28 protein-coding genes and 1 pseudogene are annotated in these 25,644 nt (G+C 45.6%); all 29 read right to left on the reverse strand.

Annotated features, from left to right (window positions below; translation table 11 throughout):
* Window positions 1-2: 2 nt before the first annotated feature.
* Complete coding sequence (locus tag ACESPO_RS03355) at window positions 3-1,730, reverse strand: VirD4-like conjugal transfer protein, CD1115 family (protein ID WP_499788456.1); 1,728 nt, start codon at window positions 1,728-1,730, stop codon at window positions 3-5.
* Window positions 1,731-1,882: 152 nt separating this feature from the next.
* The gene (locus tag ACESPO_RS03360; protein WP_330627227.1) at window positions 1,883-2,041 is read right to left on the reverse strand and encodes a DUF4314 domain-containing protein; all 159 of its coding nucleotides are present in this window, start codon (window positions 2,039-2,041) and stop codon (window positions 1,883-1,885) included.
* An 18-nt stretch (window positions 2,042-2,059) separates the two neighbouring features.
* Entirely contained in the window at window positions 2,060-2,401 is a 342-nt protein-coding gene (locus ACESPO_RS03365; protein WP_499788457.1) for a hypothetical protein, read from the reverse strand.
* A gap of 51 nt (window positions 2,402-2,452) precedes the next feature.
* Window positions 2,453-3,403, reverse strand: coding sequence for an ArdC-like ssDNA-binding domain-containing protein (locus tag ACESPO_RS03370; protein ID WP_220430859.1), 951 nt, complete (start codon window positions 3,401-3,403; stop codon window positions 2,453-2,455).
* Between the two features lie 6 nt (window positions 3,404-3,409).
* Complete coding sequence (locus tag ACESPO_RS03375; protein WP_118188664.1) at window positions 3,410-4,210, reverse strand: PcfB family protein; 801 nt, start codon at window positions 4,208-4,210, stop codon at window positions 3,410-3,412.
* Window positions 4,211-4,224: 14 nt separating this feature from the next.
* Window positions 4,225-5,499: a relaxase/mobilization nuclease domain-containing protein gene (locus ACESPO_RS03380; protein ID WP_118188665.1), complete on the reverse strand. Its 1,275-nt coding sequence runs from the start codon at window positions 5,497-5,499 to the stop codon at window positions 4,225-4,227.
* The gene (locus ACESPO_RS03385; protein WP_009248015.1) at window positions 5,500-5,808 is read right to left on the reverse strand and encodes a plasmid mobilization protein; all 309 of its coding nucleotides are present in this window, start codon (window positions 5,806-5,808) and stop codon (window positions 5,500-5,502) included.
* An 8-nt stretch (window positions 5,809-5,816) separates the two neighbouring features.
* Window positions 5,817-6,194, reverse strand: coding sequence for a hypothetical protein (locus ACESPO_RS03390; RefSeq protein WP_009248016.1), 378 nt, complete (start codon window positions 6,192-6,194; stop codon window positions 5,817-5,819).
* Window positions 6,195-6,320: 126 nt separating this feature from the next.
* Window positions 6,321-6,647 carry a DUF7768 domain-containing protein gene (locus ACESPO_RS03395; protein ID WP_118188666.1) on the reverse strand — a complete coding sequence of 109 codons (327 nt, stop codon included), beginning with the start codon at window positions 6,645-6,647 and terminating at the stop codon, window positions 6,321-6,323.
* Window positions 6,648-6,658: 11 nt separating this feature from the next.
* Window positions 6,659-7,024 (reverse strand): hypothetical protein, encoded by a 366-nt coding sequence (locus tag ACESPO_RS03400; protein ID WP_177312087.1) that lies wholly within the window; start codon window positions 7,022-7,024, stop codon window positions 6,659-6,661.
* Window positions 7,025-7,102: 78 nt separating this feature from the next.
* Window positions 7,103-7,909, reverse strand: coding sequence for a DNA-methyltransferase (locus tag ACESPO_RS03405; RefSeq protein WP_330627226.1), 807 nt, complete (start codon window positions 7,907-7,909; stop codon window positions 7,103-7,105).
* An 18-nt stretch (window positions 7,910-7,927) separates the two neighbouring features.
* Window positions 7,928-8,737 carry a hypothetical protein gene (locus ACESPO_RS03410; RefSeq protein WP_243035254.1) on the reverse strand — a complete coding sequence of 270 codons (810 nt, stop codon included), beginning with the start codon at window positions 8,735-8,737 and terminating at the stop codon, window positions 7,928-7,930.
* Window positions 8,738-8,742: 5 nt separating this feature from the next.
* Entirely contained in the window at window positions 8,743-9,711 is a 969-nt protein-coding gene (locus ACESPO_RS03415; protein WP_118188669.1) for a DUF3991 and TOPRIM domain-containing protein, read from the reverse strand.
* Window positions 9,711-10,871 (reverse strand): methionine adenosyltransferase, encoded by a 1,161-nt coding sequence (gene metK, locus ACESPO_RS03420; protein ID WP_118188670.1) that lies wholly within the window; start codon window positions 10,869-10,871, stop codon window positions 9,711-9,713. The genes ACESPO_RS03415 and metK overlap by 1 nt, the downstream gene beginning before the upstream one ends.
* Window positions 10,872-11,173: 302 nt before the next feature.
* A complete protein-coding gene (locus ACESPO_RS03425; RefSeq protein ID WP_118188671.1) occupies window positions 11,174-11,695 on the reverse strand; it encodes a type II toxin-antitoxin system PemK/MazF family toxin in 522 nt (173 codons plus the stop codon).
* A gap of 270 nt (window positions 11,696-11,965) precedes the next feature.
* Window positions 11,966-12,166: a UPF0175 family protein gene (locus tag ACESPO_RS03430; protein WP_177968239.1), complete on the reverse strand. Its 201-nt coding sequence runs from the start codon at window positions 12,164-12,166 to the stop codon at window positions 11,966-11,968.
* Window positions 12,167-12,884: 718 nt separating this feature from the next.
* Window positions 12,885-13,666: pseudogene (locus tag ACESPO_RS03435) on the reverse strand (class B sortase).
* Window positions 13,644-18,035: a SpaA isopeptide-forming pilin-related protein gene (locus ACESPO_RS03440; RefSeq protein ID WP_499788458.1), complete on the reverse strand. Its 4,392-nt coding sequence runs from the start codon at window positions 18,033-18,035 to the stop codon at window positions 13,644-13,646. Before ACESPO_RS03440 ends, ACESPO_RS03435 begins: the two are co-directional and overlap by 23 nt.
* 54 nt (window positions 18,036-18,089) lie before the next feature.
* Window positions 18,090-18,587, reverse strand: a complete 498-nt coding sequence (locus ACESPO_RS03445; protein WP_118188676.1) for a gamma-glutamylcyclotransferase family protein — start codon at window positions 18,585-18,587, stop codon at window positions 18,090-18,092.
* Between the two features lie 9 nt (window positions 18,588-18,596).
* Complete coding sequence (locus tag ACESPO_RS03450; RefSeq protein WP_118188677.1) at window positions 18,597-19,556, reverse strand: amidoligase family protein; 960 nt, start codon at window positions 19,554-19,556, stop codon at window positions 18,597-18,599.
* 6 nt (window positions 19,557-19,562) lie between these two features.
* Entirely contained in the window at window positions 19,563-20,852 is a 1,290-nt protein-coding gene (gene dcm, locus ACESPO_RS03455) for a DNA (cytosine-5-)-methyltransferase (RefSeq protein WP_499788459.1), read from the reverse strand.
* Window positions 20,853-20,932: 80 nt separating this feature from the next.
* Complete coding sequence (locus ACESPO_RS03460) at window positions 20,933-21,484, reverse strand: hypothetical protein (protein ID WP_187305832.1); 552 nt, start codon at window positions 21,482-21,484, stop codon at window positions 20,933-20,935.
* Between the two features lie 156 nt (window positions 21,485-21,640).
* A complete protein-coding gene (locus ACESPO_RS03465) occupies window positions 21,641-21,916 on the reverse strand; it encodes a hypothetical protein (RefSeq protein ID WP_118188679.1) in 276 nt (91 codons plus the stop codon).
* On the reverse strand, window positions 21,913-22,821 hold the full coding sequence (locus ACESPO_RS03470) for a ParM/StbA family protein (RefSeq protein WP_118188680.1): 909 nt from the start codon (window positions 22,819-22,821) through the stop codon (window positions 21,913-21,915). Before ACESPO_RS03470 ends, ACESPO_RS03465 begins: the two co-directional genes overlap by 4 nt.
* 110 nt (window positions 22,822-22,931) lie before the next feature.
* Complete coding sequence (locus ACESPO_RS03475; protein ID WP_118188681.1) at window positions 22,932-23,249, reverse strand: DUF5720 family protein; 318 nt, start codon at window positions 23,247-23,249, stop codon at window positions 22,932-22,934.
* 274 nt (window positions 23,250-23,523) lie between these two features.
* Window positions 23,524-23,733 carry a hypothetical protein gene (locus ACESPO_RS03480; protein WP_118188682.1) on the reverse strand — a complete coding sequence of 70 codons (210 nt, stop codon included), beginning with the start codon at window positions 23,731-23,733 and terminating at the stop codon, window positions 23,524-23,526.
* Window positions 23,712-24,065: a hypothetical protein gene (locus ACESPO_RS03485; RefSeq protein WP_118188683.1), complete on the reverse strand. Its 354-nt coding sequence runs from the start codon at window positions 24,063-24,065 to the stop codon at window positions 23,712-23,714. Before ACESPO_RS03485 ends, ACESPO_RS03480 begins: the two co-directional genes overlap by 22 nt.
* 397 nt (window positions 24,066-24,462) lie before the next feature.
* Window positions 24,463-25,356: a toll/interleukin-1 receptor domain-containing protein gene (locus ACESPO_RS03490; RefSeq protein WP_270188183.1), complete on the reverse strand. Its 894-nt coding sequence runs from the start codon at window positions 25,354-25,356 to the stop codon at window positions 24,463-24,465.
* Between the two features lie 58 nt (window positions 25,357-25,414).
* On the reverse strand, window positions 25,415-25,639 hold the full coding sequence (locus ACESPO_RS03495) for a DUF2188 domain-containing protein (protein WP_118188684.1): 225 nt from the start codon (window positions 25,637-25,639) through the stop codon (window positions 25,415-25,417).
* Between the last annotated feature and the right edge of the window lie 5 nt (window positions 25,640-25,644).

Below are 25,644 nucleotides of genomic sequence, written 5' to 3' on the forward strand. Positions count from 1 at the left end.
AATCAAAAAGACTGCTCCCCTCCGAGGATTTCCTCAGCTGAGAGCAGTTCATAATCATCCAGTCTCCTGGTATCAATGGTTACATCTTCATGGGACAGCGGTGCTTTCGCATAATCATAGGGAGGCGCACCGCCATCCTCGGTATATTTCACATTCACATGCTTATGCAGATCATATTTCTCATCCAAAATGGGACGTTCCCCACGCACCAGCAGCACCGCTTTCCGGTTATCCAAAAGTCGCACTTCATCCGGGGTAAGAAGTTCCCTTCCAGACTGTTGGAAATTCACAGAATAACTTCCGCTTCTTCCCTTGGTCTGCCCGTAGGTATTGGTATCCAACGTTTCTTTTCCCAGTAGTTCTGAGACATATTTATGCCCCTCTTTTTCATTACCACCCAGGTATAAAAATTCATCGCAATTTCCTATGAGACTTTCCCAGCTGTCCTTAAACAAAGCTTTCATCTGGGCAATATTCTGAATGATGATACTGCAGGAAATTGCGCGCGACCGCATGGTTGCCAGAAGTTTGTCAAAATCATCCGGCAATGCCACGTTGGGCCACTCATCCATGATGCAGTGTACCGGAATGGGCAGTTTCCCATGGTATTTCCGGTCTGCCACATAATAAAGGGTCTGGAAGAGGTTACTATAAATCATGCCCACCAGATAGTTGAGGCTGGTATCTGCATCCGGGATACAACAAAACAACGCCACCTTTTTCTCCCCGATGCTGTAAAGATCCAGTTCATCGGTGCAGGTTAAATTGGCGATCTGCTTTAAGTTAAAGGCTGCCAGACGGACACCCACGGAAATCAGAATCGACTTTGCAGTTTTTCCAGCTGCCTGCTTGTAAATGGCATACTGCTTGACTGCAATACTTTCCGGATTGCGCATCTCCAGTCGTTCAAACAGGATATCCAAAGGCGACTGGTATTCCTCATCGTCCTCTTTCACCTGGGCAGAACCTAACATTTCCATAATCATGGAGAAGTTTTGTTCCTCCGGCGGCGCTTCATGTAACAGATACAGCATCAGTGCCTGCAACAGCGCGGTTTCGCTTTTCTCCCAAAACGGATCCGAACTCTGCGCCCCCTTCGGGGTGGTATTTCGGATCAGGTTATTGATGAGTTTTAGCACATCCTTGTCATCCCGCACATAAGCAAAGGGATTATAACAAAAGGATGTCTCCGGGTTAATCAGATCAAACACCCGCACTTCATACCCTTCCCGTTCCAGCAGCCCTCCGGTTTTCCGCAGAAGTTCCCCTTTGGGATCGGTGATCACCATGGAACAGTTGCACTGCATAATGTTGACTACGGCGTATGCCCGGCTTTTTCCCGCGCCGGAGCCACCCACGACCAATACATTTAAATTGCGTTTGTGTTTATAACAGTCCAGCCCCATACGGAAGTTCTGGGTTAAAATGAGATTTTGGGTGTACCGCTTGTCCCGATAACGCTTGCAGATGGAAGCTGCATCGCCCCACTTGGCAGAGCCATGCTCCACCCCTCTTCGATAATTTCTCTTCTGGGAATAATAAATACCGATGCCTAACACATAGGCGATAGTGAATGTGAACACACACCGCAGTGTGTACGGTGTATAGGTGATAGAAAATGGCTGATCCAGTTTTTCGGTCAGCACTTGTAAGATTTGTAACAGATTGGTATCCGGCTCGATGGCACAGGCAGTGATGGCGCCTGCCCACCAGACAACAGGCAGGAACAACAGCCATACCCAAAAGTCAGAACGTTTGCATGCTACCTCTGCAGGCTTCGCTCCTTCTTCGCTTTTTCGTCTTTTGGCACTTCCTTTGCTGGTCCGTCTACCCTATGAAAAGAATCCACACCGGGAACGATGGCAAGACTCCGCCCATTCTCTCAATGCATGTGAATCTGTCCGGCATCATCGATAAATGCTACCGTTCCCTGCAATCCCGGCGGCATCCCTGCCTCATCCATAAAGTCCAGGCAGAGCCTTGTTCCTTTCGGATACCGCTTTCGTAATTGTTCCACTTGTTTTTGATCATATATCTTCATAGACATCCCTCCCTTCTGCTACCAGAAGAAGCGCCTGCTGGTGTTTGGTTTCATGACCTTTAAGATCACACTGTCAATGCCATCGCTGTATCTGCCCATGGCCAAATACTTGTCTCGCAGCCGATTGAGGGCATTGCGAAGTTCCCGTTGTTCCTCTGTGGTGATGGGAAGCCTTTTCTCGGAAAGTTCATAGGAACAGACTTTCTGCAGCATTGCTTCTGTCGCAGGGCGAACCTTTCCCATCTGACTCTGGGCTGCTAACTCATCTTTGAGTGCCACCGTAAACATGTTTTTCATGATGTTGTCTGTTTTCAAATAGTAATCTGCCATCTTCGGCACCTCCTTTGTTACACCCAACATACCACAAGACCCCCACAATAGCTATCCCAAAGGCGGAACTTCTTTCAGAACTTACCGCTCCGGCTGTTTCTCTTTTTTCTCCTTCTTCGGTGCCTGCTTTGACGGTTCTGCAAAGGAAAAATCATCCTTCGTAAAAGTCTGCTCCTGTTCCCCGAAGTTCCGTTCCATATGGTTGCGGATGGTATAGGCTGCCTGACGCACATCATTTAAAAAGCCACGCAGTTCCTGGGGATCTTTCTGCCCATCCGCCTGCATCTCTGCTACTTTTCCAAACTGGAAACCGGACACCTCTGCCCCATACCGCTTGCCGATTACATAGGTGGCACAGTATGCCTGGGCATTGACTTTCTTCCTGACATAATTCCCATCATGCTGATCTAATGCTGCACACGCCAGTTCCCGGTTCACTGCATGGAATGTTGTATTCTCCTCCATTCCGTTTTGCACATAGACCGTGCGCTGTTTTGGAATATACTGTGCCTGGATGCCTTCCGGCAGATTGTCTGCAATCTGCATCCGCACTGGCTGATCCTTTAAAACTGCATGGATCAGTTCTTCCATGGAACGCTGCGGACGTTCCTCCAGAGGCTTTCCACTCATCTGGCTGATGTCAAAGCCCTTACTGATGGTATAGCCTGTCCGCATCTCTCCGTCTTTTTCATATTCGGTGCTGACCATATAAGTGTATCCATGCACCCCGGATTTTGGAGAACGGTTCTCTGCCTTCCAGTAATCATAAGACTTTACCACAGTTGCCTGTGGATTCTGTCCGTAGATCAGCAGAAGGTTGGGCGTTTTCTGAGTGTTGCACTGTGCCATAAAATCCAAGAATCCTTTTAAAGATTCTCCATTTTGGAACACCGCCTGTGCCTGGGCGTCAACCTCTGCCCACACTTCTTCCCTCTGCTGTTTTTTCATGGCTGCATACTCTTCTTTTGACAACCGCTGTTCTGAAGCCTGTTCTTCCCCTGCTCCACCTGGGATCATACTCGTTAAATCCATATCGCCTTACCTGCCTTTCACTTTTTTCTTTTTTCTCTGCTGGTTTCTCGGTTTTCTCCGACTCTTCTGTGTCTGCCTGCGCTGTTTCTGCTCGGCTTCAATCTTCTTTAGTTCCTGCCGGACAGAGGGCTTGTCCCCTTTCCAGCTAGTTTCCTGCCCGGAAAAAGAAGCGCTGTTGTGAGAGGAAGGTTCGGACAGATTCTCTGCCTTCTCCGCCTGGGTAAAATTTTCCCCCGAAGGAGAAACTTCCCCTACATCAAACAGATGCTCTTCTTCATCCAGTTCAAATTCAATGGTCCCTTCCGGCAGCACCACCTTTTCGGTCTTCACCGGAAGTTCTTCTTTTGCCTCGGTTTTCTCGGTAAACTCTGCATCGATCACACGCTCTGCTTCCCGGACTTGTGCTTGCTCCACAACCGCTTCCCCGGCTTCGGATTTTACAAAGTCCAGATTCATCTTGTCCAGCACCCGGTTCACCTTCGCTGCATCATCGGCAAACACCATGATTTCTGCTGACTTGGGATTTTTCTTATCCCGGATGACCACATACAACAGCCCTCTGGATTTGGCTTCCCCTGCAAATTCCCGTAACCTGTCATGGGGAATGGTGAAAAACTTCATTGCCCGCTGTTCCTTTAACATCCGAAGCAGATTGGTCTTTCCCCTGGTCTTTTTCTGATCCTTCATCACCGCTACGATTAGCACCGCCAGATTTTTTGCAATGCTCCCGCTGATCCGTAAGGTATGTTCCATGCCTTCCATGGAATACCGGACAATCTGATCCGCCGCATCACCGCCATAGTTCATACGCTCTCACCTCCTTACCGATTCCGTTCTGCCTCTCTTCGTTGTTTCCTGGACGCTTCCTGTACCTCCTCCTGTTCTTTTGCCTGCCTTAACCGCTCTTCCATTTCCAAGGACTGTTTTTCAATCTGCTGGCTTAAGCGGATTCTCTTACGAAGTTCTTTTAATTCCCCATTGATTTCCTGAATGCGCATACCTCCCAGTTTTTTCCGGTATAATTCTCTGCGCTCTTTCATCAAAGAAAGTACCTGTTCTTCCAAGGGTTTCCGGTATGCTGCCAGCTCTTCCCTGGTGGTAATCTCTTCTTTTTGCAAAAACTCCATCTGACTGATTCGTTTCTCCAGTCTCCGGATATCAGAACGCACTGCATAGGGAATCCGCTTGGGCTTCTTCGGAAATACCCCCATCTGATATAAATAAGAATAATAAAGTCTCTGAAGTCCGGTGAGTTTCCGTCTTGGAGACTGCATCTGCGTGTTTCCATACACCCGCTGAATCTTTGGACGCAGGATCTTCTCCCGGATTTCTGCCTCCCCATATCCTTTTCCCAAGGAACGCAGACGGATATACCGCTCCACCCCCGGTGTCTTTAATGATGGGTACTTCCGATTTAATTTCCACGCATAGCCTCGTTTCTCCATTTCTCTTACAAACTGACTCCAGGAAAAACTCACACCAATGGCATCCCGGATATCCATGCGGATGGCAGTCCTCCAAGTGGGCTTCCCTTCTGCTTCTGCTTTCCACTGGGCATAATGCATGGCTTTTCCCTGATTCGTCTGGATCACCGAAAGACCATATTTTCTGCATAATTGATCGGAAATCTGACGCACTTCGGTAAAATAACTTTTGGCATTGCTGTGGTATTTTCTCCCATCTACCATACTCACTGAATTCCACACCAGATGATTATGGTAATGCTTCGTATTCAAGTGAGTAGTGATCACGACCTCATACTGCCCTTTCAAAAGCTGCTCTGCCAGTTCCTGTCCAATAAGATGGGCCAGTTCCGGAGATACTTCCCCTTCCGCAAAACTCTGTACCAAATGGTATCCCTGTACCCCTTCTTTTTTATGGAAACGCTCTTTTGTCTTTACCATGTCCACATAGGCATTCTCACAGGTACACCCAATGGCATCTTCAAAAATGGTCTGTTCCGTCTTTTCCCGGTTTAATGCATAATCAATGGCTTCTTCCAGGGATCCGGCACTCTTGGTTGTCTTTGCCCGGTCTTTCACATATTCAATGGAACGGTCCAGGCGGTGGACGGGGAGAACGCTGGTATATGCCATCTACCATTCCTCTTTCACCAGACGCCAGGTCTCTTTGGAAATCCGAAGCATTTCCTGTATGCTGGCTTCCCCTGCCCTCCCTGTTCCATTGGCGACATGAGCCAGCTGGTTCGCATTGTTGCAAAGCCCCGCGATTTTTCGAAGAAGTTCTGCGTGATGCTCACAGGGCTTTGTCTGCAGTTGTGCACCTAAGATCAGAGAACGTAAAAATTCCTCCCTGCTTAGTCCACTCTTTGCTACCTGCCCATCCAGATGGCGAAGTTCTTTCGCATTCAGACGGACAGGAACTACATGGTTTCGTTTTCTCATTCAACCGCCTACCTTTTCTTCTTTTCTGCTGTCTCTAAGGGATACACCTGAATTCCCCTGCGTTCCATCTGCCAGAGGAATTCCCCGATCTCCCAGACCTGCCCATTCACATCTACCTGCTTTTCATCCACAAAGCGGCAAAGCCCAATCTCTTTCGTTCCGTCCTCTGCCATCATGCAAAGACTTTCCCCATCCAAAAGGATGAACCGCTTTGTCCCTTCCATATCTCGGAACTGGATCTGTTTTGGTTCTCCCTGTTTCTGTCTGCGTATCCGCATCTGCTCCATCTGCTGATCTTCTCTCTTTCCGGCAACCACACAGCACATCAGTCCAATGCCAAAGGCTGCACCTGCCATTGCCCCAAGAGCCATTCCTGCAAAAAACATTTCACTTCTCTCCTTTCTCGACTGCCGGGGGATTGGGGTTCTCCCCAAAGTGCGTTTGGATATCCAAACGCTATGCTTGCAAAACCAGTTCCACCGATTTCCATCGACTCCCCCACGCAGAATCGATTATGATTCCTTTTCTTTAATCTTGATCAATCCATCTAATGTGGTGCAGATGATATGCAATCGGTCTGCGGTACTGATATCGGTATTCATGGTTCCAGTCACCTCTTTTCCACAGACCACCACCATCCGGCACCGCTTTAAGATCAAATGGGACATCCGATTATATGCCTGCTGATCCTCAGCTTCCCCTTCCTCCAAAAATGGCAGAAATCCAAACCTTGGACAAATGGGAACATATCCCAACTCATAAATCTTCCGGCAATATCGCTGCACCTTCACCCTGCTTTCTTCTGCCGGACAACACACATAGGCCATCGCCTGTTCCATCGCCTCATCTCCTATCGTACCTGTTCCTTTTTCTTTGCTCTTTCTGTTTTTACCTCAAAACTCACATCCATCGTGCTTTCATCAAATTCAGCATCAAAGCCACCGTCCTCATACAGTATCTCTGCCCGTTCTACCGCTTCTTCCCTGGAATGTGCAGAGATAGATTTGCGGATGGTACAACTTTTTCGGATTTCAATCTCAAATGTCTGTTCCTGTTTCCGTTCCACGGCTTCATATTGAACAGACTGAATGTCATATTCGCTGGTACCAGGGCCATACATACGGCATCCTTTTTCTGCTTCTTCTTTGCTGGATGCTTTCACCGCAACGGTCTTTTCACGCACTTCTCGGATGGTTACATCATAGACTCTGTCCATAAGCCCCCTTTCCTGCATCCATGTGGATGCACCTTTCTTCTTCTGAAACAAAGTTGGACATCCATGTGGATGCCCTTGCTATTTTTCGCTCTCTTCTTTTTCCTTTGCTTCCAGTGCAAACTTCACCCGATCACTGCCCAGCTTATAATAGGCATCTGTTACCTCGATACCTACTGCCTCATAGCCTTCCTCTACAGCTGCGAGGACCGTCGTTCCGGCTCCGGCAAAGGGATCTAAGATCCTGCCGCCCGGCTCACAGATCTGGATCACATCTTTCATCAGCTGTAACGGTTTCTCTGTCACATGGATACGGTTCTGGGTATTCCCATAACGGAACACACCGGGAAGACAAGACACCGGACGGCTGATGGGCATGGGTCCGTTACTGCCCCACACAATATATTCAGCCTGCTGGCGAAAACGTCCTTTCTGCGGACGGGAGTTTCCCTTATCCCACACCGCAGTTCCTCTCCAGATCCAGCCTGCCCACTGGAGTGCATCGGTAATAGAGGGATATTGTCTCCAGTCAATAAACAGGCAGATTGGTGCACCGACTTTACAGGCTTTCCGCACATCGTAGAGCCACTCTGTCATCCAGTGGGTCCAGGAACGCTGGTCCTTGTTATCCCCATCAAAATCCGGCAGTGCATTCTCTGCCTTCATACTGCTATATTTCTGATTGGTGGTACGGTTTCTTTCATTCTGCTTTGTTCCCCCGGACGCATAAGGCGGATCGGTAATCACTGCATCAAAGATTCCCGGCTGGAATGCTTTCACCAGCTTCAGCGTATCTCCATGTAAAATTGTCCACTTCTCCCCTCCGGTATATTCTTCCGGGTACGTTCCTTCTTTCAATAAGTTCCCTAACTGCAGGGTATTTTCCATAGGCATCATCCTTTCTTATCAGCGCTCCGGCTGTTTTTTACTTTTCTTTTTATTGCTCTGAATACATTCCAAAAGCTGCGATTTTCTTGCCTGCGATTTTTCATCTGATACACTCAATTCAGTTTCCACATACTCACTGATGATATGCAAAGCCTGATAATAATTACCTGACTGCATCACCCGTTTATACATTTCATTCGCCTGCTGATCCATCCCTTCTTTAATCAACAAACCTGCCACAGCTCCTAAAATAATAAACACATTTCCATCTCTTCCTAAGACCTCCATCTTCGGCTTTTTCTTTTCCGGTTCTTGCTTATTCTGTATCTCCGGCTTGACCTGTTCAAAAAGATAGTCCCTCGGCTGCCAGAAATGGACATGAAGTTCTCCACCATCAACCTGAATTTCCTGCTGTTCAAACCCTTCTCCCCATCCATCACTATACTGTCCGGTGAGATATTCACACAGTTCCGATAATTCTTCCGTTTCCAGATACTCCTTCAATTCTAAAGTTGTACAGCCATATAACACACCATCCGATTCTTTCACCGATGGAACTGCAGACACCACCTTTTCTTTAATAGCAACACTTCCGTCAAAATAATCCATCAGATTATCGGTCTTATCATCGTCATGTCCGACACGGTTGTATTCTGCAATCTTTTCCTGAATCACAGAAGCATACTCCGTTAAATCATCTCCTTCAAAAAATACCTGTTCTTCTTCAAAGTCATTGTAATCCTCTTCTTCCCAATCTTGTTCCATCTCATTTGGAATAAAGGTTCCTGTCAGCGGTGTCAATAATTCTATTTTGATCGTATCTTCCATTTGCCTCACCTCCCTCTTTCCTTTTGCTGTTTCTTCTGTTTTTCCCCTGCCTGTTTTGCCAGGTCTCCATAGTCTGCACCTTCCATCTGCGGTAAGTTACAAACTACGGTATATTTTTCTCCATACTGCTCTTTTAACTGCGCACACGCCCATCGTCCGGCAAAATCGTTATCGGTGCAGATCTCAATTTCTGTCACCTCCGGATGCTCTTTTAGGAAATGTTCCAATGCATCTGGACGTTTCATCTTCTTCGTTGCCCGTTCCTCTCCTTCTTTTGGTGCTGCAATGCCCCCTAGAGACAGACGGTACTTATCTGTCGGTCCATCTTCCAGCGTCATATGGGCAAGGGCGTCAATACAGGCTTCATATACTGCCACCCGACAGCTATTCCCAAGAGGTGGAACACAAAAGCTGTATTGTTTTTCACTGCCTTCCTGTTCCATCCGGAAGTTCTTTCCCCGGTTGTCATAGATTCCCCGTAAAAACGCATACTTTGCCTGCCCCTGCTCATCCATTCCAACAAAAACAGCGTTATGGTGTGGGGCGCTCTCATAAAGGATTCCCAGCTGTACACAGTAATCCAGTACCTCATCCCGGATTCCCCTTTGGTTCAAATATCTCCGCACCCGGTAAAAACTGTCGTTGGGTAAAGGCAGGGAAAAGTTCTTCTTAGGGGCTGGTTCTGCTCTGGGAACATACACAGGCGTCTGCTCACACAAGATTTTTACTGCTTCCGTATATTCCATGCCATCTACCTGCATCAAAAACCGCAGAGCAGACATTCCGCCAATATTCCTGGACTTCCAATGCCATTTGCTGGTAATCTCGTTGATTTTGAAACTGTCATGATCCTGAAGCTGCCATTCATTTCTTGTCCGTGTTTTTTTCAGTCTCCCCGGCTGATATGTCTGCAGATACTCATAGGCTCTCACCTGCTTGGCTGCCCGATATTCTTCTTCGGTAACCCAAGCCATCAGATCACCGCATTGCGAAGAGCTTCTGCCTTATCGGTATGCTCCCACGGAAACTCTTTTCTCCCGAAATGCCCGAAGGCAGCTGTCTGTCGGAAAATAGGACGGGTAAGGCGCAGGGTATCCACGATCTGCTTCGGAGTCAGCCCAAACACCAGGGGGATTGCCAGCTCCAAACAGTCATCCGCACACACGTTTCCCGTACCAAACGTGTCCACCTGCACCATAACTGGCTGTGCCACTCCGATTGCATAAGCCAAAGACACCTGACACTTGCTGGCAAGCCCCGCAGCTACGATATTCTTAGCGATATATCTGGCCATATAAGCTGCAGAGCGGTCTACTTTTGAACAATCCTTCCCGGCAAATGCACCGCCACCATGGGGAACCATGCTTCCATAACTGTCTACCATTAGCTTCCTTCCGGTCAGTCCCGTATCTGCATCCAGCCCTCCACAGACAAAACGCCCCGATGGATTGATATAAATCTTAGTTTCCTCATCCGGTGGCAAGGGACGAAGAGCCGGCAGCAACACCTTCTTTCGGATCTCTGCCTCCAGCTTTTTCAAATCTTTTTCTTCCTTATGCTGACAAGACACTACTACACTGTCCAGTCGAACAGGCTTTCCATTTTCATATTCTACCGTCACCTGTGCTTTCCCATCTGGTAAGATTCCCTGAATATAAGAGCTTTGTCTACAGGCAGATAATTCCCTGACAATCCGATTGGCCAACACCACGGGCATGGGCATGAGCTGCTTCGTTTCATCACAAGCATATCCGATCATCACACCCTGATCCCCTGCTCCTTGGAACCAGTCTATCTGATTGTCAGACACTCCTCCCCTTCGTTCTTTTGAAGCATTGACCGCTTCTGCGATATCGGGACTCTGTCGATGGACAAAGGTATCCATAGTAACCCCTTCGCTGGAATAACCTACATCAGATAGTACCTTTCGCACGACTGCAAACACATCCGGTTCATAGGCACTGGTAATCTCTCCCGCCACAATAATATTTCCTTTTGTAGCAAGCACTTCGCAGGCTACTCTGGAATTTTCATCATTCTTCAGACACACATCCAAGATTGCATCTGCAATCTGGTCACATAATTTGTCCGGGTGTCCTTCAGTTACTGCTTCTGCTGTATAAAATTTTCTCATATGAATGTCCTCTCTTTCATGCAAAAAAGGCAGGATACCTTCCTTTTACGGGAACATATCCTGCCTGATTTCTTATTACTTTCATTTTTTATTATCATAAATCTTTCCAAAGAAAAACTCCCCAGATAAACTGGGGAGCCTCCAGAAGCTATACCTTACGGTCCTACGGCTTCGTTTAAACATTTATAAAGTACCCACTGTATCTTGATTGCTCAAGTGTGGGACTTAATCATAGTATCTCTGTTCTTCTTTATTATATGCAACTACCTTCTCTTTGTCAACAAATTTTTAGCAGTCACATTTTACAGATTGTATGCTCTTTTGAATTTTCCTTTTACAAGATCAAAATCTTCCGGTGTTAAAGTACCAATACATCCTCGATTTGCATCCAGCCTTGCCTTACTAACTGCACGTATCTCCTCACACTGAATCATACTGTCTTTATCCAAAAATTCATAAGTATGCATAGACGCTGGTATCGTTCTTCCCGGAATCACTTGCTTTTCTTCATCTTCTGTATCAGAATATAACAAAAACCATGAATCCTGAATCGGCAAACATCTTGCGTTTACTTTTCCTTTTGCATCGGTAATACAAACAACTACCACTTTTTCAGAATTATTGATTTTATTATTGGACATCACCAGTACCGGACGCATTTTATTTTTCTCCGTTCCTATGTTGTATCCCAAATCACAAAACCATATTTGTCCATGTAAAACCTGTCTATGTTTATTCGTATTAAATTTTGATATCCGATTGTAATTTACTTTATCTTTTGTCCAACTGGCAATATTATAATATTCCTGTGCTTCCTGATTCATTCGCATCACCTACTCATATATGATAAAATTCATTATAATTCACCCAGTGTGTATCTTCAACTACTTTTTAGGCTTTTCAATAAGTCTTACACCACTCAAAACCATTTCTTATCTGTCCTATAATAACGAAAAGACCCCCGTAGGAGTCTCTCCGGACTACAGGCTTCACAAGTTTCTGTAGTGCGATCACTAGGCATAGTGTAACCGCTTCTGACACACTTGTCAAGCACAAAAGATCTTGTATTTCACATTCTACGCATCTGGTTTTTGCTATCCTATAAAACTACGTTTTGCTTCTGATATAAATTTTTTCTCTGTTATGCCAGCAATCTGAGAACACAATTCCACCGATACCCCATATTGCTTATAAAATCCCAATGCAGTTGCTCTTTTTGCAAAGTCTGTTGCTTGTTCTATCGTTTGCTTTGTATCATACAATACTTCTTTTGGTATCTCGATGACAACCTGCATCTTCTTCCTCCTTTCACATTTATTTTTTCCATGCCTCCGGCGAAATTCTGCAAAAGTTTCTGATGAATCTCTTCCACAGTCATGAGATCGGCATTGATAACGCCGTTCATTTTCTGCATTCCGTCTGAACCCATGCACTTTGTTTGTTCTTTCTGATCCATGGAACACCTCCCTGTCTTTATGGAATGATTGTAACGCTTTTTCAGGCAATTGAACAGAGATTTTCTTTTAAATGCTTCTCAAAAATACTCTTCCAATAGATGGCAGATACATCCAGATAGTTGCAAAAGTCCCAGTCTTTGAACACTTTCTAACACTACATCACACCACATTTCGTTGCACATCCTATATCCTCGAACACTTTTGTATATGATGGTACTGTCTTTTTTATGCAGTCGTGTCTCACATTCTGCACTTTTGGGGTACTTTCAAACACTTCCCGGCAGCTTCAGTTCCAGAAAGCCACCAAAGAGCTGGAAAAGCACCCACTGTTGAACACTTTTCCAACACTACAGGACTACACAAGCCGCCATAATTCGTTGCATCTTCCCTAACTTCGAACAGTTTTTGTGTTGCAGTGCCACTCCCCATTACAGTTCGTCTCACATTCTGCACTTTTCTGGTAGTTTTGAACACTTCCTGACATTACTGACTCTGAAGAGTACTGTAGATATCCAGAGACTGGAAGAAAGTTCCCACTGTTGAACACTTTTCCCTTTTAAGCCCCTGCTTTTACTGCTACAAGGATGTTCCGGGCTTGTTTCCACTCATAAGAGCAAGTCACCAGCGTCAGAGTTTTTCACAACCTGTACCATCTACCCCAGTCTCGAACAGCGCCAATTCTTTTGCCTGTTCTACATATGCCTCTGCTTCCCGCTGGTTCTGAAAGGAAATCTGCTGGAAGTCGAACATGGACACATCGGCTTTCAAAACTGCCGCTATCTGGTACTCCTCCATGCCTTCCGGTGTCTGAAAGAACACGCTGGGATGTGCTTTCCAGTACTCATAGGAGGCGTACTGATCCAGATTCCCGAACATTGCACCGCTGTTCATGTTGTGACCGTAGATGGTCAGCTTCCCCGATTCTCCCAGAATGCAGTCTGCCTGGAGGAACAAACTTCCATTGATGTCGTAGTTTCCCCGGTAATCTCTCCGCAGATAATACTCCGGTTCTTCCGGGCTGCTCTGCAGTACCGGATAATCGATGCCACTCTCCGGGATTGTAAGCCAGCCCCGAACATCCGGATACTGACTCTGGAGAGAGCGAAGATCAACCGCAGACACTTCCGTTTCTCTTCCAGCCTGTTCCTCTTTCTGTCCCAGAGAACCACCGCCCGGAGGAAGTTCCTCCGGGAAGCAGGTTTTTAACGCCTCCACCAGTTCCCGATTCTTCCGGGGAACGGTCACATAATCCTGATAAAGCAGAGCTGCACTGAGGATACAGACACCGCACAAGGCTGCCTGCAACATCCACAGCTTATTCTTCTTTTTTCGTTTCATCTGCTTTTTCTGTCTTTCCACGTTTCTTCTTATAAATCATGGTTGCCATGAGTCCGGCTGCTGATGCTCCCAGAAGAACAAACAACAGGATTGGTTTCCAGTGGTCATCCCCTGTCTGCGGTACACCTGGTGTTTCCGGTGTTCTTGCATCTTTCATTTCCACCTTCTGGATTTCCATGGTATCTTCCAATGTGAATTCCACATCTTCTGCAATCTCATAGCCTTCCGGCGCTGTGATCTCACGCAGAGTCAGCTCTTCCCCTACCGGAAGTTTCTCTACCAGATGAGGCTTTCCATCCGTTACCCACTCTTCCAGAATCTCACCCTCTTTATTTAAGATCTGCAGCTTGGCTCCTTCCAGTTCCTCGCCTGTGGTAATATCCGTCTTGGAAATTTCCACTTTGGAATAATCATCCTTCATCTCCACCTTGGTCACACTGCCATCTTCTTTTACTTCAAACTCGATATCTTCTGCAGACACATACCCTTCTGCATAAGGCGGCAGTTCTTCGTAAAGGATATACGTTCCTTCTGGCAATCCATAGACTACGTGCGGTTCTTTTGTACTGATCCACTCTTCTACGATGTTGCCCTCTTTATCGATGATCTGAAGCTTCGCGCCTTCCAGTTCTTCCCCGGTTGTTGCATCGGTTTTCGTAAACTGGCTCTCAGTCGGCTGGTTTTCCACTTCTTTTGTCAGCTTGATTTCTGCAAGGTTCTGGTCTGTGTAAGAGGCATCAATCTCCCAGATTTCTTCATTTGGAAGATATCCCGGTTTTCTCACTTCCTCTTTTACATAATATTTTCCATGATACAGGTCGCTGTCAAAGGTAAGCTGACCGTTTTCATCCGTTGCTTTCTTCTCCAGCAGAGTGTCCTTTTCTACAAGAATCTCACCCTGCTGGGAGAGGATATCTTCTTTGGCATACAAACCAAAAATCACGCCTTCCAGCTTCTCTTCTGTGGCTGCATCCTTCTTTTCTACAGAAATGGAAATCTTCTGTCGCTCATTTTTATAAGCAACCCCTTCATAAACCACTGCCTGCGTATCATCCTCTGCGGTCAGGGTAAATTCTTTCTGTTCCGGGTTCAATACGAAATGGTCGCCTGCTATGGTTTCTTTCATATAATAAGAACCCAATGGAAGATTATTTACCACTGCCTTTCCTTCTGTATCGATCACTAAAGTTGCCACCAGATCGTCTTTTTCATAACGGATGACCGGATTGCCCTGCTCATCCTTTGCTCCGTCCGGGGAATAAATGGTGTCCTTGGCATACAGTTCAAAGGCTGCCCCTTCCACACCGGATTCTTCATAGACAAAATCATGGAACACTCCGGTATCGGTATCCTCTCCGGTCACTGCATCTTTGATCTTTCCTGCCAGTCTCTTTGCCTTTGCAAGCAGGGAATCCCCCTTCACTTCCACTGGCTGTTCCCCGGTTTTGGTCAGTGTCAGGCTTCCCACCTGCTCATCGTTTGGCTGCCAGGCTTCCACGATGACTGCCCCGGTATCTGGATCGATCTGATGGGCGGTATCGGAAGAAACAGTGATCACGATTCCCTCTTTCGGGTTCTCTTTGTAACTGCCTTTTCCGGTCACCTCCAATGGAGAAATTACTTTTTCCCCTTCATACAAGGAACTCTCATATCCCTGTCTTACAAACCCTTCCGGTGCTTTCACTTCTTCGATCCGGTAAGTAGAACATTTCAGTTCTTCCGGTGTTACCAGATAGCCTTCCTCATTGGTCTTGAAAACACTAATCGTCTCTTTCTTCGGATAGAATACCGTCTGCTCTACATATTCCTCTTTTTCCATATCAAAGATTTTATAGGATGTGCCTGCCTTCAAGACCGGATTTCCTGTCTGTGCATCCTTTTTCACGATCTTTAACAAAAACTCAAACGGACGGTCATCGAAGATCCTCCATACCATCGGTTCTCTGCTGTCCTCATCTACCTTTACCAAAAACGGATCGATGGCTTTTAAATTCTCCGGCACCGTACTCTCTTCTACCACATAAAGACCATACGCAAGTTCCGGACTGAGGGCATATCCCTTTTTATCTGTGATCAGCTCCGGTACCGGGACAGCCTTGCCATCCACATAGGTCACTGCCCCCTCTTCCTTACTGAAATCATAACCTCGGAAATCTTCCGCAGTAAACTGTTCCCCATTGGATGGCTGTAATTCCCCACTCTCTACTTTGGAAAGGCTGCTGACCAGATACACCTTAAAACCTGCCCCTTCCACAAGGTCTGTTTCTGTCTGGTCTCCATCTTCGCTGATCTTGATCAGCTGGAACGCCTGCTTTTTCACCTGTTCCTGTACCGTCAGATCCCTGGTTACCTCTGCCACTTCCTGTCCTTCGTAGGCAAGATCCACCTCATACTCTGTTGGATCTACCGTATAGCCTTCCGGCGGAGTGATCTCTTTCACATACATTTTTCCCAGATACAATTCGGAAAAATCTAAGGTACCATCCTCCTTGATCACGCCCTGTGCGATGAGGCTGTCTTTTTTGAACAGAACCCCCGTCTTTCCATCCGGGTGGACGATATCCTCTCTGGCATACAGACCATACACAGCCCCGGCAAGGGAACTATCCCCCTGGGGAAGAAAGGCCTGTGTCTCCTTATCGATCTTTTGGATATGGACAGCACCTTTCACCCTCTCATCGGTTGCTGAGATGGTGACCGTTTTTCCGGCTTTCACATCCACCTTATGGATCACATCACTCTGTGCATACTTGTCTGGAGCCTTGATCTCCTTCACATATACTGTTTTGATGGCTGCCTCAAAATAATCACTGACCGCTTTTGCCTCTTCCCCGGTGACTGGCATTTCCATCAAAAGATGCTCACACTTGCTGTCTGTATAAATGCCATACACTGCACCGTCTAAAGGATTCTTGGTATCCGCATCCTGTTTTAAAAGCTCGATCCTTGTCATCTCCAGCCAGTCTACCGTAAAACTTACCGGATTGGCTTTCTCCGATTCAAAGACTCCAATGTCCTGATTGCTGTTTCCTGTAGATAATACCAACGTTCTCCAGGTTTCCCCTACAGAGCCATGCAGCTCCCCGGAGGAATATTTTCCGGTATGAAGCATTGGGGCAGTCAAATAAAAGGTATCCCCGCCATAGATCTTCAGCGCACCATTCTCTGCGGAAGTTCCCTTTGTCTTGTTATAAATGGTGATGTCTTTTGGTACATGGACTGAAATGTAGTTTCGGTGATTCCCGGACAATGTGATATCCGGTGTTTTCTGCACCTTTCCATCACGGACTGCTTTTACGGATGTTTTAGAAAGAGAAATCTCCCCTTTCGGCGGTTCTTCCATAGCAAACAGATGGTCAATATAAGCGATCACCCCTGCGTTTACCAGATCCTCATACTTGCATCCCGTAAATCCTGCCTCACCTGCGTAAGCATAACTGGCTGCGATATGGGTATATACATATTTCTCTTCTGCACTTTTCCCGGACAGATAACTTCCGGTAATATCCCCGGCGCCGCCATAGCCATAATACAGCACCTTCTGCAAATTCTTATTGCTGTCAAGCACCTGTGCTATATAATCTCCACTCGGCGGTGAAGAGCGATGGGATTCCAGACAGTAGGCAATCTTTCCATTCACCGTAAACCAGCAGGTCAGATAATTTCCAATATAACTTGGATAGTAAATGGTCTCTCCTTTTTCCAGATGTACGGTTTCCCTTGCAGTAAAGGTATTTTCTGCACCGGAAAGCATCATCACTTCCCCATCCTCAATCTTTTCTTCCAGTTCCCTTGCTGCCTGTGCATCTGCATCTTCCCCGGATACCGTTACTTCCACATCCGGGATCTCCTGCACAGGCGTCTCCGAATCTTCTTCGGATTTCGTATCCTCTTTCTGTTTCTGCCCACCGTTTTCTTCTGCATGGGCCTGTCCTTCCGTATCCGTCAGGATAATCTTACGAGTAACTGAATAACTGTCACGCGCATCTTTTGGCACAACCCAGTAAGTTGCAATATAAGTCCCTGCCTGGTCTGGATGGTAGGCACTTCCATCCTCTGCTTCGATCCGTTCTAAGGTAACATCCTCTTTTTCCAAATCGTAATGGATGCCTTCCATACAAGTCTCTGCCATAAAATCCTTGTCGGAAATGTCTTTCGTGATATCTTCTGCTGTTACCAGCTGTCCGGTAACCTCTGAAACCTCCTCTGTCTGTTCCGTTTCAAATATTTTTGCATTCTCTGTTACTGGTTCTGAAAGATTTTGCATTTCTGCCGCATGGACATCCGCCAAATTTCCAAGCGGACTAATGCCCATGAGCAATGCGAGCCCAAAGGCTGCAAGTCTTGTTTTGATATTCCTACTCTTCATTGCATTCTCCTTTTTTCGTTAAAAATACCGCAGAGGCTTTCCCCTGCGGCTTTGTTATCTGCTGACTTCTGTTTTCTTTTGGCTGGGTTTCTGTCTGCCCACTTCCTCCCGGACACGCTTTAACGCATCGGTCACAGAGCGGCTGGAAATCCCATTCTGATGGCAGCCTTCCACAATCCCCATAAAATAAAGGTCTGAGGGAATGGCAGGCTGATCCTTATAGGGTGCATTCATGGTATATGCCATGACTTCCCGTTTCACACCATCCTTTCCCTGAACAAGAACAGGCTCCTTTCCATACAGGTGTGGATATCCTTCATAAAAGTCCAGTCTTTTTTCACACTCCGGTGTGAGTTTCCAAAGCACTCCTTCCACCCGGCTTCCCTCTTCTGGCAGAATGGTAGCAACACCGCTTCCCTTTCCCCTGCCACAGAAAGTCAGGCGATACCCGTCCAGCTTGACATTCTCCACAACAAAAGCTGCCGGACAGCGGTACGCCATCTGGTCTAAGTTCATGTTACTGCCATAGGCAAAATAATACGTTTCTTTCATCTCTACCTCCTATCGGGCATCCTCTGCCCGATGATTTCTATTCAAACATTCATACTGACTGCGGTCATATCTCCACGCCCGATCCCCTTCCAGGTTGGCAAGCAGATGTTCCCGGACATTCTTATATTCCGGTCCGATAAGCCCCAACCGCAGTAAAAAGGTACGGAATGTAAACGCAGGATTCTCGGTAATCTCTGTTTTCCGCATCTGGGTACATTTCTGATTGATGGCCTGAGCGGAAATGGCAAGAGCCAGCGTGATATTTGCCCGTACTTTTCCTGCATGGAGAGTGCTTTCAAAACACCGCCATTCCAGCGTTCCCTTCGAAAACACCGCATGAAGGTTTAAGGCATAATATCGGCTACTGTCATAATGATTATGACTTCCATCCCTGCCTCCATACCAGATCTGTTTCAGCTTTTCCATGGAAATGGTGTTGTTTGGCATTCTGCGGATTTTTTCCAGCACAATGGGGCGTACTTTCTGACAATAGTTGCTTTCTCTGGAAGTCTGTACTTTCAATGCCTTGAACAGAATATCCTCTTTGGAATACATGATGGTCATAGCATTTTTGAGGCTTCTTGGGGTATGGTTGGAAGCGTCCACATGAACATGCTGCCCGCAGGACGCATTCACCTTTGCCCCATGGCGCCTCAAACACCGCACTACTTCCTGCAATTTGCCCATCTCTCCATAGGAAAGTTTGGGACTGACCATTTCGGTACTGTATTCACTTCCGGCACGAACCATGCGTCCACGCTCCCTGCGTTCCGTATAGATACTGCCATCATACATAAACTTCCACTTCTTCCCTTCCTGATCTGTCACAGACCAGACTCCATAATACCCACCATCACAAACTGCCCTTGTTCCAAATAGTTCTGCGACTACCTCTGCAGCCCTCTGACGGGTAATACCTGTCATTTCAATTTCTGTACCGAAGTACTGATCCTGAATTCCAATTGCCATACTGCCTTACCTCTTTGTCTTTTCATCCTCTGCCCGGATTTCCGCATCTGCCTGCCGAAGAAGTGTTCCTATGGCTTCGATCACGTTGACGGTCACTCCATTTCCCGCCTGTTTATAAAGCTGGCTGTCCGAAGTATCCTGTTCGGTACGGTCAATCTGCCAGTCATAAAAACCCTGCAGCCGCAGACACTCCCTTGGCACCAGTTTTCGGATTCTGCCCCGATAGGCAACTCCATGGCGGTCTGTGGCAGTAATGGTAAACATCGGCTCTTCCGGTTCCTTCATCCTCCGGCCATTCTGCCGGGTTTCTTCCCTTCCCGGAGTCAGCACTGCCCTGGCACCTTCCTCTTTTAAGACACCGGAACATTCCCCTTTGTGATTATGGATGCCAGACTGTCTGGTATTCAGACATCTGCAATGCTCTGTGATAAGAGGATGTGGAGACAGATCCACAAAATGAAGCGTTCCCTGCTGGATTCCGGTGGTCAGGGTATGGGCAATCTGATGCCCCACACGCCCTCTCCGTGTGTTCATTCCTGCATAGCCTAAGTCAATGCTATCTCTCGGATACGCCATCTTATAACCCTGCTTGGTATTCTCTTTAATAGGAATACCTACCTCATACAACCCTGTCTTACCACCCACACCTCCGGCTCCGGAAGTCAGAGTACAGCTTAAGCCTTCGGCTTTGTAGATCCGTTTCCCCTGTCTGCCCGTCTGGACTTGAACAAGAGGCGTTCCATTTGCTGTTGGGAAAGGTAATATTTTTCCGGCACATCTTCGATCAAGATATCCGACAAGATACACCCGCTTTCTGGATTGGGGGACTCCAAAATCCTTGCTGTTAAGCACTTTCCATTCCACACCGTACCCCAGCTCAGATAACGTACTGAGGATGGTGTGAAACGTCCTGCCTTTGTCATGCGAAAGCAGTCCGGGAACATTTTCAAGGATGAAATACGCAGGTCGCTTGTCTGCAACCAGTCTGGCAATCTCGAAGAACAAAGTTCCTCTGGCATCTGCAAATCCTCCCCGCTTTCCGGCGATAGAGAATGCCTGGCAAGGAAATCCCGCACACAAAAGATCAAAGTCTGGCATTCGGTCTGTTTCGATTTTTCTTGCGTCATTACAAAACCACTCCCCTTCTGTGTCGAACAGCAATCGGTAGTTCTTATCCGCATAAGCATCCACCTCGCAGTGCCCCACACAGGTAAAACCGTCTGCACGTCTTAACCCTTCCCGGAATCCCCCGATCCCGCTGAATAAATCAAAAAATCGAATGGTTGCGGCTATCAACCTCCTTTGCTGAGAAAAAACAGGCGGCATGGTTTCTTTCCCACACCGCCTGCAAGTTTTATAGTTCTATTTGTTTGGCATTATGCAATCTCTTCGGTTTCTTCCTCGGATTCTGGCAGTTCTTCTTCCTCATCTGCATCTTCGGGAAGTTCTGGATCCGGTTCTTCCTCGTCCAGTTCTGTGGATTCTTCGAAGCTCTCATCGTCAGGTTCTTCCTCCGCAGTTTCCATCTCTTCAATTTCCTCTTCGATAATCTCTTCCTCATCAGTCTCTTCTGTAGACTCTTCCATTCTGTCTGCTTCTGCGGTTTCTTCCGGCTGCTCTAGCTCCTGCCATTTGGCTTCTACCTCTTCCACCGCTTTCTCGATGATGCGGATGATAAAATCTTTCTGTTTGATACCTTCCTTCGCGACTACCCATTTGACTCTTTGGAATAATTCCTCTGTGACCTGTACTGCTAATGTTCTTTTTTCCATGCTCTCTTCTCCTTTGCCTTCCAGTCTGTTAAAGTGTTCTTCAATCACCTGCCGGATAAATATCTGTGTACTCGTTTCTTTCTCTTCGATCTCGGCTCTTACCTTCTCATGTAATTCCACCGGGATCTTTCCGCATATGTTCTTCATCTCTGCCATAAGCGTTTTCCCCTTTCGTTTTGTTATACACAACATACTCCAAAGTTTGAAAGAAAGCTATTCACAATACCCACTAAAGAATCCATGTCAAATGTATGCAAAACCCAAGCAGATCCAACAATGCCATATTTTCTTTGTCCATAGGCCTCACCCCCTTTACTCCTGCTCCATCTGAAATAAAAAATCCAGCATCTGACCGGGAATTTCTTCCTTTTCACATGCTGGCATTTGTTCCATACCGCCACTTTTCAGTTCTTCCCGAACAGTCTCCTGAATCAATTTCCGTAAAGTTTCCCGTTCGTCTTTTTCTAAGATCACATCCACTAGATACTGATTCCTCTGTCCTGCCGGAACTTCCAGCAAAAGCCGCCACGCTTTTTCATGCTCCGGGTTCTTAAGGTTTGGGCGAAAGGAAAAGACCGGGCGGCTCACAGCGTCCTCATCTGCCCCACAATCCGTTCATATCCGGCTGCGTTGGCATGGATGTCTGTGAGGTAAATCGGGCGACACAGGCGGTCCTGGGTGCTTACACGGTGCTGAAAAATAGTAGCCCCGCCTCCCATGAAAATGGAAGGAACTGCCCGCAGATCAAAGCCCGCCTCGGTGATCGCAGACAATATCTTTTCAATGTAAAGCCTGCCCTGTTTCTCGATCAAAGACACCACTTCCGCAGGCATGCTGCATGACTTTCCCTGTAAGATGCGCTCAACCTGTGTCTCTGTTATCGACAGCCCGGTGTTTCTGCGCACTTGTTCCAGAATCTCATCCATACAGCGAATGACACCCAGTTCCAGACTCCTGCAGGTAGCTGCATTAGGAACAGCATTATCAAGGCGCATCAGATCCACCGTCCATCCTCCGATATCCACAAGAAGAACAGAGGGTTCATCTTTTAAGTATTCCGGATAAAGAGCCAGAGCCGAGTATCCCTGGGGGAACAGTTTCACATCTTCAATCTGGATTTCATAGCGCTCCCCTTCGTAGAAAAAGCGGACAGGCTGTTCCTTCCGAAACAGATATTCCTTAAATTTCTGTTTTTCCCTTCCAAATCCGGTAAGGGGAAGTCCGGCTGCAAGAACAACCTTGGCAGATTTCTCCCCTTTCCGCTTCCGAATCTCCTGTGCCAGTGCAGCCAGAGTCAAAAGATAATAATTGTCATTGGCAGTCTTGTCCTTCACTAAAGTCTGCCGCCCAGTTCCACACACATAATAAGCGCCTCCGTATTGGAGAACATTCTGCATAGTATAAGGTTCATAGGTGTATCGCATCAGCCCTGTTGGGAAACACACCTGTTTTGTTTTAATGGCGTAATACCCGTGGTCGATTCCAATGATCATCGCTTACCACTCCCTTCTTTCTCGTTCTATAAAAATTTCCGGTAAAAGAGCTCCCGGACTCGGAGCCATGCTCCTGCAAAGACTTTTTCTTTTCCAGCCTGTTAAGCTTCCTACTCCCGGTCCCGGACAAATGCCTGGGCTGGAAGATAATGCAGCGTCCCCTCTAAAACAAGCGCCTGCTTTTGAAAGCGCAGGACTCCCTGATTCTGCAGATCGATCAATTCACGATATGATTCCTTAGTCAAAAAATAACGATGATACTCTCCCTTTTCTCCAAACTGTTCCTTTTGTTCCAATAGCAAAAACTCCACCATATACCGGGTATCTGGCGCAAAGCGTTTCTCACACAATATGTCATCCCCCTTAACTGCCTTCACACCTTCCGATTCCCTGGCTACTGCCAGCAACTCATGGATACTGATACTCACGTTTCCTATCACCTCCCTTCGAAATCTTTTTCCTAATTTTCTGCGAAAAAAGACAGGCACCTATACGATGTCTGTCTCTGTGGGATCTACCATCCCTTTTCCCTGATACTGTTGTTTGATGATCTGTTCCAATTTATTCCAATTCTTTCTACTACCTCTCCAGTGATTTTTTTATCTAACTATAATAAATAACATGGAATACCTACTTGCAACAGATGATTCCATGTTACATTCTCTTTCTTCCATTATTTTTTGCTATCCTTATAAGTTTGCTTTATTCATCAAACTTTTTCCATTTCCAACGTGTTTCTACCTCTTTTTCCAATTCTCCATAACTTCTTGCATATCCCAATTGCATTTTGGACAATTCACAACATATTTTTACATCTTGTATATCTTCAAGTCTATTCCCTGTTCCCGGTAACTTAATGTATTCTAATCCTTTAATAGTAATATCCTGTCTTATTCTTGCACAACCGCACATTTCCAAACATTCTTTCCATGTAATATTTTAGAATATACCTTATTTCTTACTTTTAACTCGTCAAAATCAGGTTCTAATAAAATATTATCATCAGGTATTTCTATTTTGAATATGTAAACATACTTTTTATTATAGTCATCCTGATCCAAAAGTAGAATATTTCCATAATAATATGCAGTATATAAATTCTGTGTCAAATACACAAATCCATCTGTCGTACCTTCAATAATATTCTCATATCCTTCATGACTTCTTTTAATTTGGCATCGTATTTTTCCTTCTTGAATAATCTTTTCTCCACTTTCTAGTAGAGTTCCATGATATAGTAGCATTTTCTAAACTCCTACTTTCTACTTATATCTTCAACTTTCACATAATTACACCTTCCAGTTCTGTAAACAATCATTTTATTATATAGAGTTGTACTCAATTCTAATTTGTTATCGCTTTCATTTTACAGAACATCATATTGAAATGGTAGAAAATCTAAGAAAGCATTTTTGCTGTCGCAGATTTCTCTTTTCTTGTATTCTCATACAATTGTGAAAGTTATAGTTTATCTTCCATATCTCCTAAATGCTGGTATTTATCATTATCTCTTGCACACTAACATAACACTCGGAGAATATCCATTCACCATGTCTGCCATATCGGAATTTATTATTTAAAGAACAATCGGAGCACAATAAAACTGTTTATTCCGATTGTTATATTGTTTTTATTCAATATTTATTCTTCAGATAATAATTTGTACAATTCTTTTGCCATTTCCTGCGGAGTCATATTCGCCGTTGTCATTGCTAATTTACTCGCAACAATTGGGCTGTATTCCATAACCTCTTTTTTAGTAAGATTATGCCAGACTGGAAGAAGCATTTTCCCATTAACACTCTCTATCTGAAATAATCCGTCTAATTCTGTCTTTGTCCAATATTTTCCATCCTTGATATAATCAGGTGATAATACTACTACGCCAAATTTAGACTTCCTTAACCCGTCATCTATCTTGCTTCTCATAGAGTCGCCCCATTTTATTTGGGTTGTATCATACCATACCTTAGCTCCACACTCTCTTAAAGATTCTACAAATTCATCCGCAAAAGATTCTTTATCCTCCCATGCATGGGAAACGAATACATCATATTCTTCCATTTCCTGCTGATTGTTCGTTTTTTCGATATTATCATTTGTACGCAACTGCAATACTGCTTGATTATTAAGTTCTTCTATTTTATTTTCATATGCTTTCTGCATCTTTTTTAATGACATTTCTTGCTTTTTTTGTTCTTCCTTCTGTGCTTTCTGTAACTTCAAATATGCATCATTTCTTTTTTTTCGCTTATCTGATATTTTTCTCCCAACATCTGCACTAGAAGACATCTTTTTAGAATATTCCGCCTGTAAACTAGCTATTTGTTTCTTTTTACTAGCTACCATATTAGCTGAAGTTCTAGATGCAATATTCTTCTGAATCGAATTAATTTTCGATTGGATATCTGCACATTTTTTATCAGCTTCTACTTTCTTCTTTTCTAGAGTTGCTATTTCTTTATCCAATGTATTTACACTTTTTTGATACTGCTCGACTGACATCATTACCTCCGCTGTAATTTTTGTTTTCATCATTTCTCTTAAAACCAGAGATAGTATGCCCTATCCAGGCATACTACCTCTCAGCTATTTATCCTCTTGGTGGAAATGGATCTCTTCCATGAGAATCTTTATCTCTAATTTGTCCATTTGGTCGATGAATAACTAATTCAGATCCTTGGTTTTGTGAAATACTACGTGCACGATCTATTGCTTCTTTCTGAGTTGTAGTCCTCAGCGTTGCACGGCTATTTCCTTGTCCTTTTACCTGCCATCCACCATCTGGATGAGGTGTCACATGTTGATTTTTTCCCACACTTC

The organism is Coprococcus sp. HPP0074, assembly GCF_964238105.1.
Lineage (GTDB): Bacteria > Bacillota > Clostridia > Lachnospirales > Lachnospiraceae > Faecalimonas > Faecalimonas umbilicata.

Coding starts and splice junctions, on each gene's coding strand:
- ACESPO_RS03360 (WP_330627227.1), bottom strand. CDS start 2,041: ATGAAGATATATGATCAAAAACAAGTGGAACAATTACGAAAGCGGTAT.
- ACESPO_RS03365 (WP_499788457.1), bottom strand. CDS start 2,401: ATGTTGGGTGTAACAAAGGAGGTGCCGAAGATGGCAGATTACTATTTG.
- ACESPO_RS03370 (WP_220430859.1), bottom strand. CDS start 3,403: ATGGATTTAACGAGTATGATCCCAGGTGGAGCAGGGGAAGAACAGGCT.
- ACESPO_RS03375 (WP_118188664.1), bottom strand. CDS start 4,210: ATGAACTATGGCGGTGATGCGGCGGATCAGATTGTCCGGTATTCCATG.
- ACESPO_RS03380 (WP_118188665.1), bottom strand. CDS start 5,499: ATGGCATATACCAGCGTTCTCCCCGTCCACCGCCTGGACCGTTCCATT.
- ACESPO_RS03385 (WP_009248015.1), bottom strand. CDS start 5,808: ATGAGAAAACGAAACCATGTAGTTCCTGTCCGTCTGAATGCGAAAGAA.
- ACESPO_RS03390 (WP_009248016.1), bottom strand. CDS start 6,194: ATGTTTTTTGCAGGAATGGCTCTTGGGGCAATGGCAGGTGCAGCCTTT.
- ACESPO_RS03395 (WP_118188666.1), bottom strand. CDS start 6,647: ATGGAACAGGCGATGGCCTATGTGTGTTGTCCGGCAGAAGAAAGCAGG.
- ACESPO_RS03400 (WP_177312087.1), bottom strand. CDS start 7,024: ATGGACAGAGTCTATGATGTAACCATCCGAGAAGTGCGTGAAAAGACC.
- ACESPO_RS03405 (WP_330627226.1), bottom strand. CDS start 7,909: ATGGAAAATACCCTGCAGTTAGGGAACTTATTGAAAGAAGGAACGTAC.
- ACESPO_RS03410 (WP_243035254.1), bottom strand. CDS start 8,737: ATGGAAGATACGATCAAAATAGAATTATTGACACCGCTGACAGGAACC.
- ACESPO_RS03415 (WP_118188669.1), bottom strand. CDS start 9,711: ATGGCTTGGGTTACCGAAGAAGAATATCGGGCAGCCAAGCAGGTGAGA.
- metK (WP_118188670.1), bottom strand. CDS start 10,871: ATGAGAAAATTTTATACAGCAGAAGCAGTAACTGAAGGACACCCGGAC.
- ACESPO_RS03425 (WP_118188671.1), bottom strand. CDS start 11,695: ATGAATCAGGAAGCACAGGAATATTATAATATTGCCAGTTGGACAAAA.
- ACESPO_RS03430 (WP_177968239.1), bottom strand. CDS start 12,166: ATGCAGGTTGTCATCGAGATACCAAAAGAAGTATTGTATGATACAAAG.
- ACESPO_RS03440 (WP_499788458.1), bottom strand. CDS start 18,035: ATGAAGAGTAGGAATATCAAAACAAGACTTGCAGCCTTTGGGCTCGCA.
- ACESPO_RS03445 (WP_118188676.1), bottom strand. CDS start 18,587: ATGAAAGAAACGTATTATTTTGCCTATGGCAGTAACATGAACTTAGAC.
- ACESPO_RS03450 (WP_118188677.1), bottom strand. CDS start 19,556: ATGGCAATTGGAATTCAGGATCAGTACTTCGGTACAGAAATTGAAATG.
- ACESPO_RS03460 (WP_187305832.1), bottom strand. CDS start 21,484: ATGGCAGAGATGAAGAACATATGCGGAAAGATCCCGGTGGAATTACAT.
- ACESPO_RS03470 (WP_118188680.1), bottom strand. CDS start 22,821: ATGATCATTGGAATCGACCACGGGTATTACGCCATTAAAACAAAACAG.
- ACESPO_RS03480 (WP_118188682.1), bottom strand. CDS start 23,733: ATGTGCGGTTGTGCAAGAATAAGACAGGATATTACTATTAAAGGATTA.
- ACESPO_RS03485 (WP_118188683.1), bottom strand. CDS start 24,065: ATGCTACTATATCATGGAACTCTACTAGAAAGTGGAGAAAAGATTATT.
- ACESPO_RS03490 (WP_270188183.1), bottom strand. CDS start 25,356: ATGAAAACAAAAATTACAGCGGAGGTAATGATGTCAGTCGAGCAGTAT.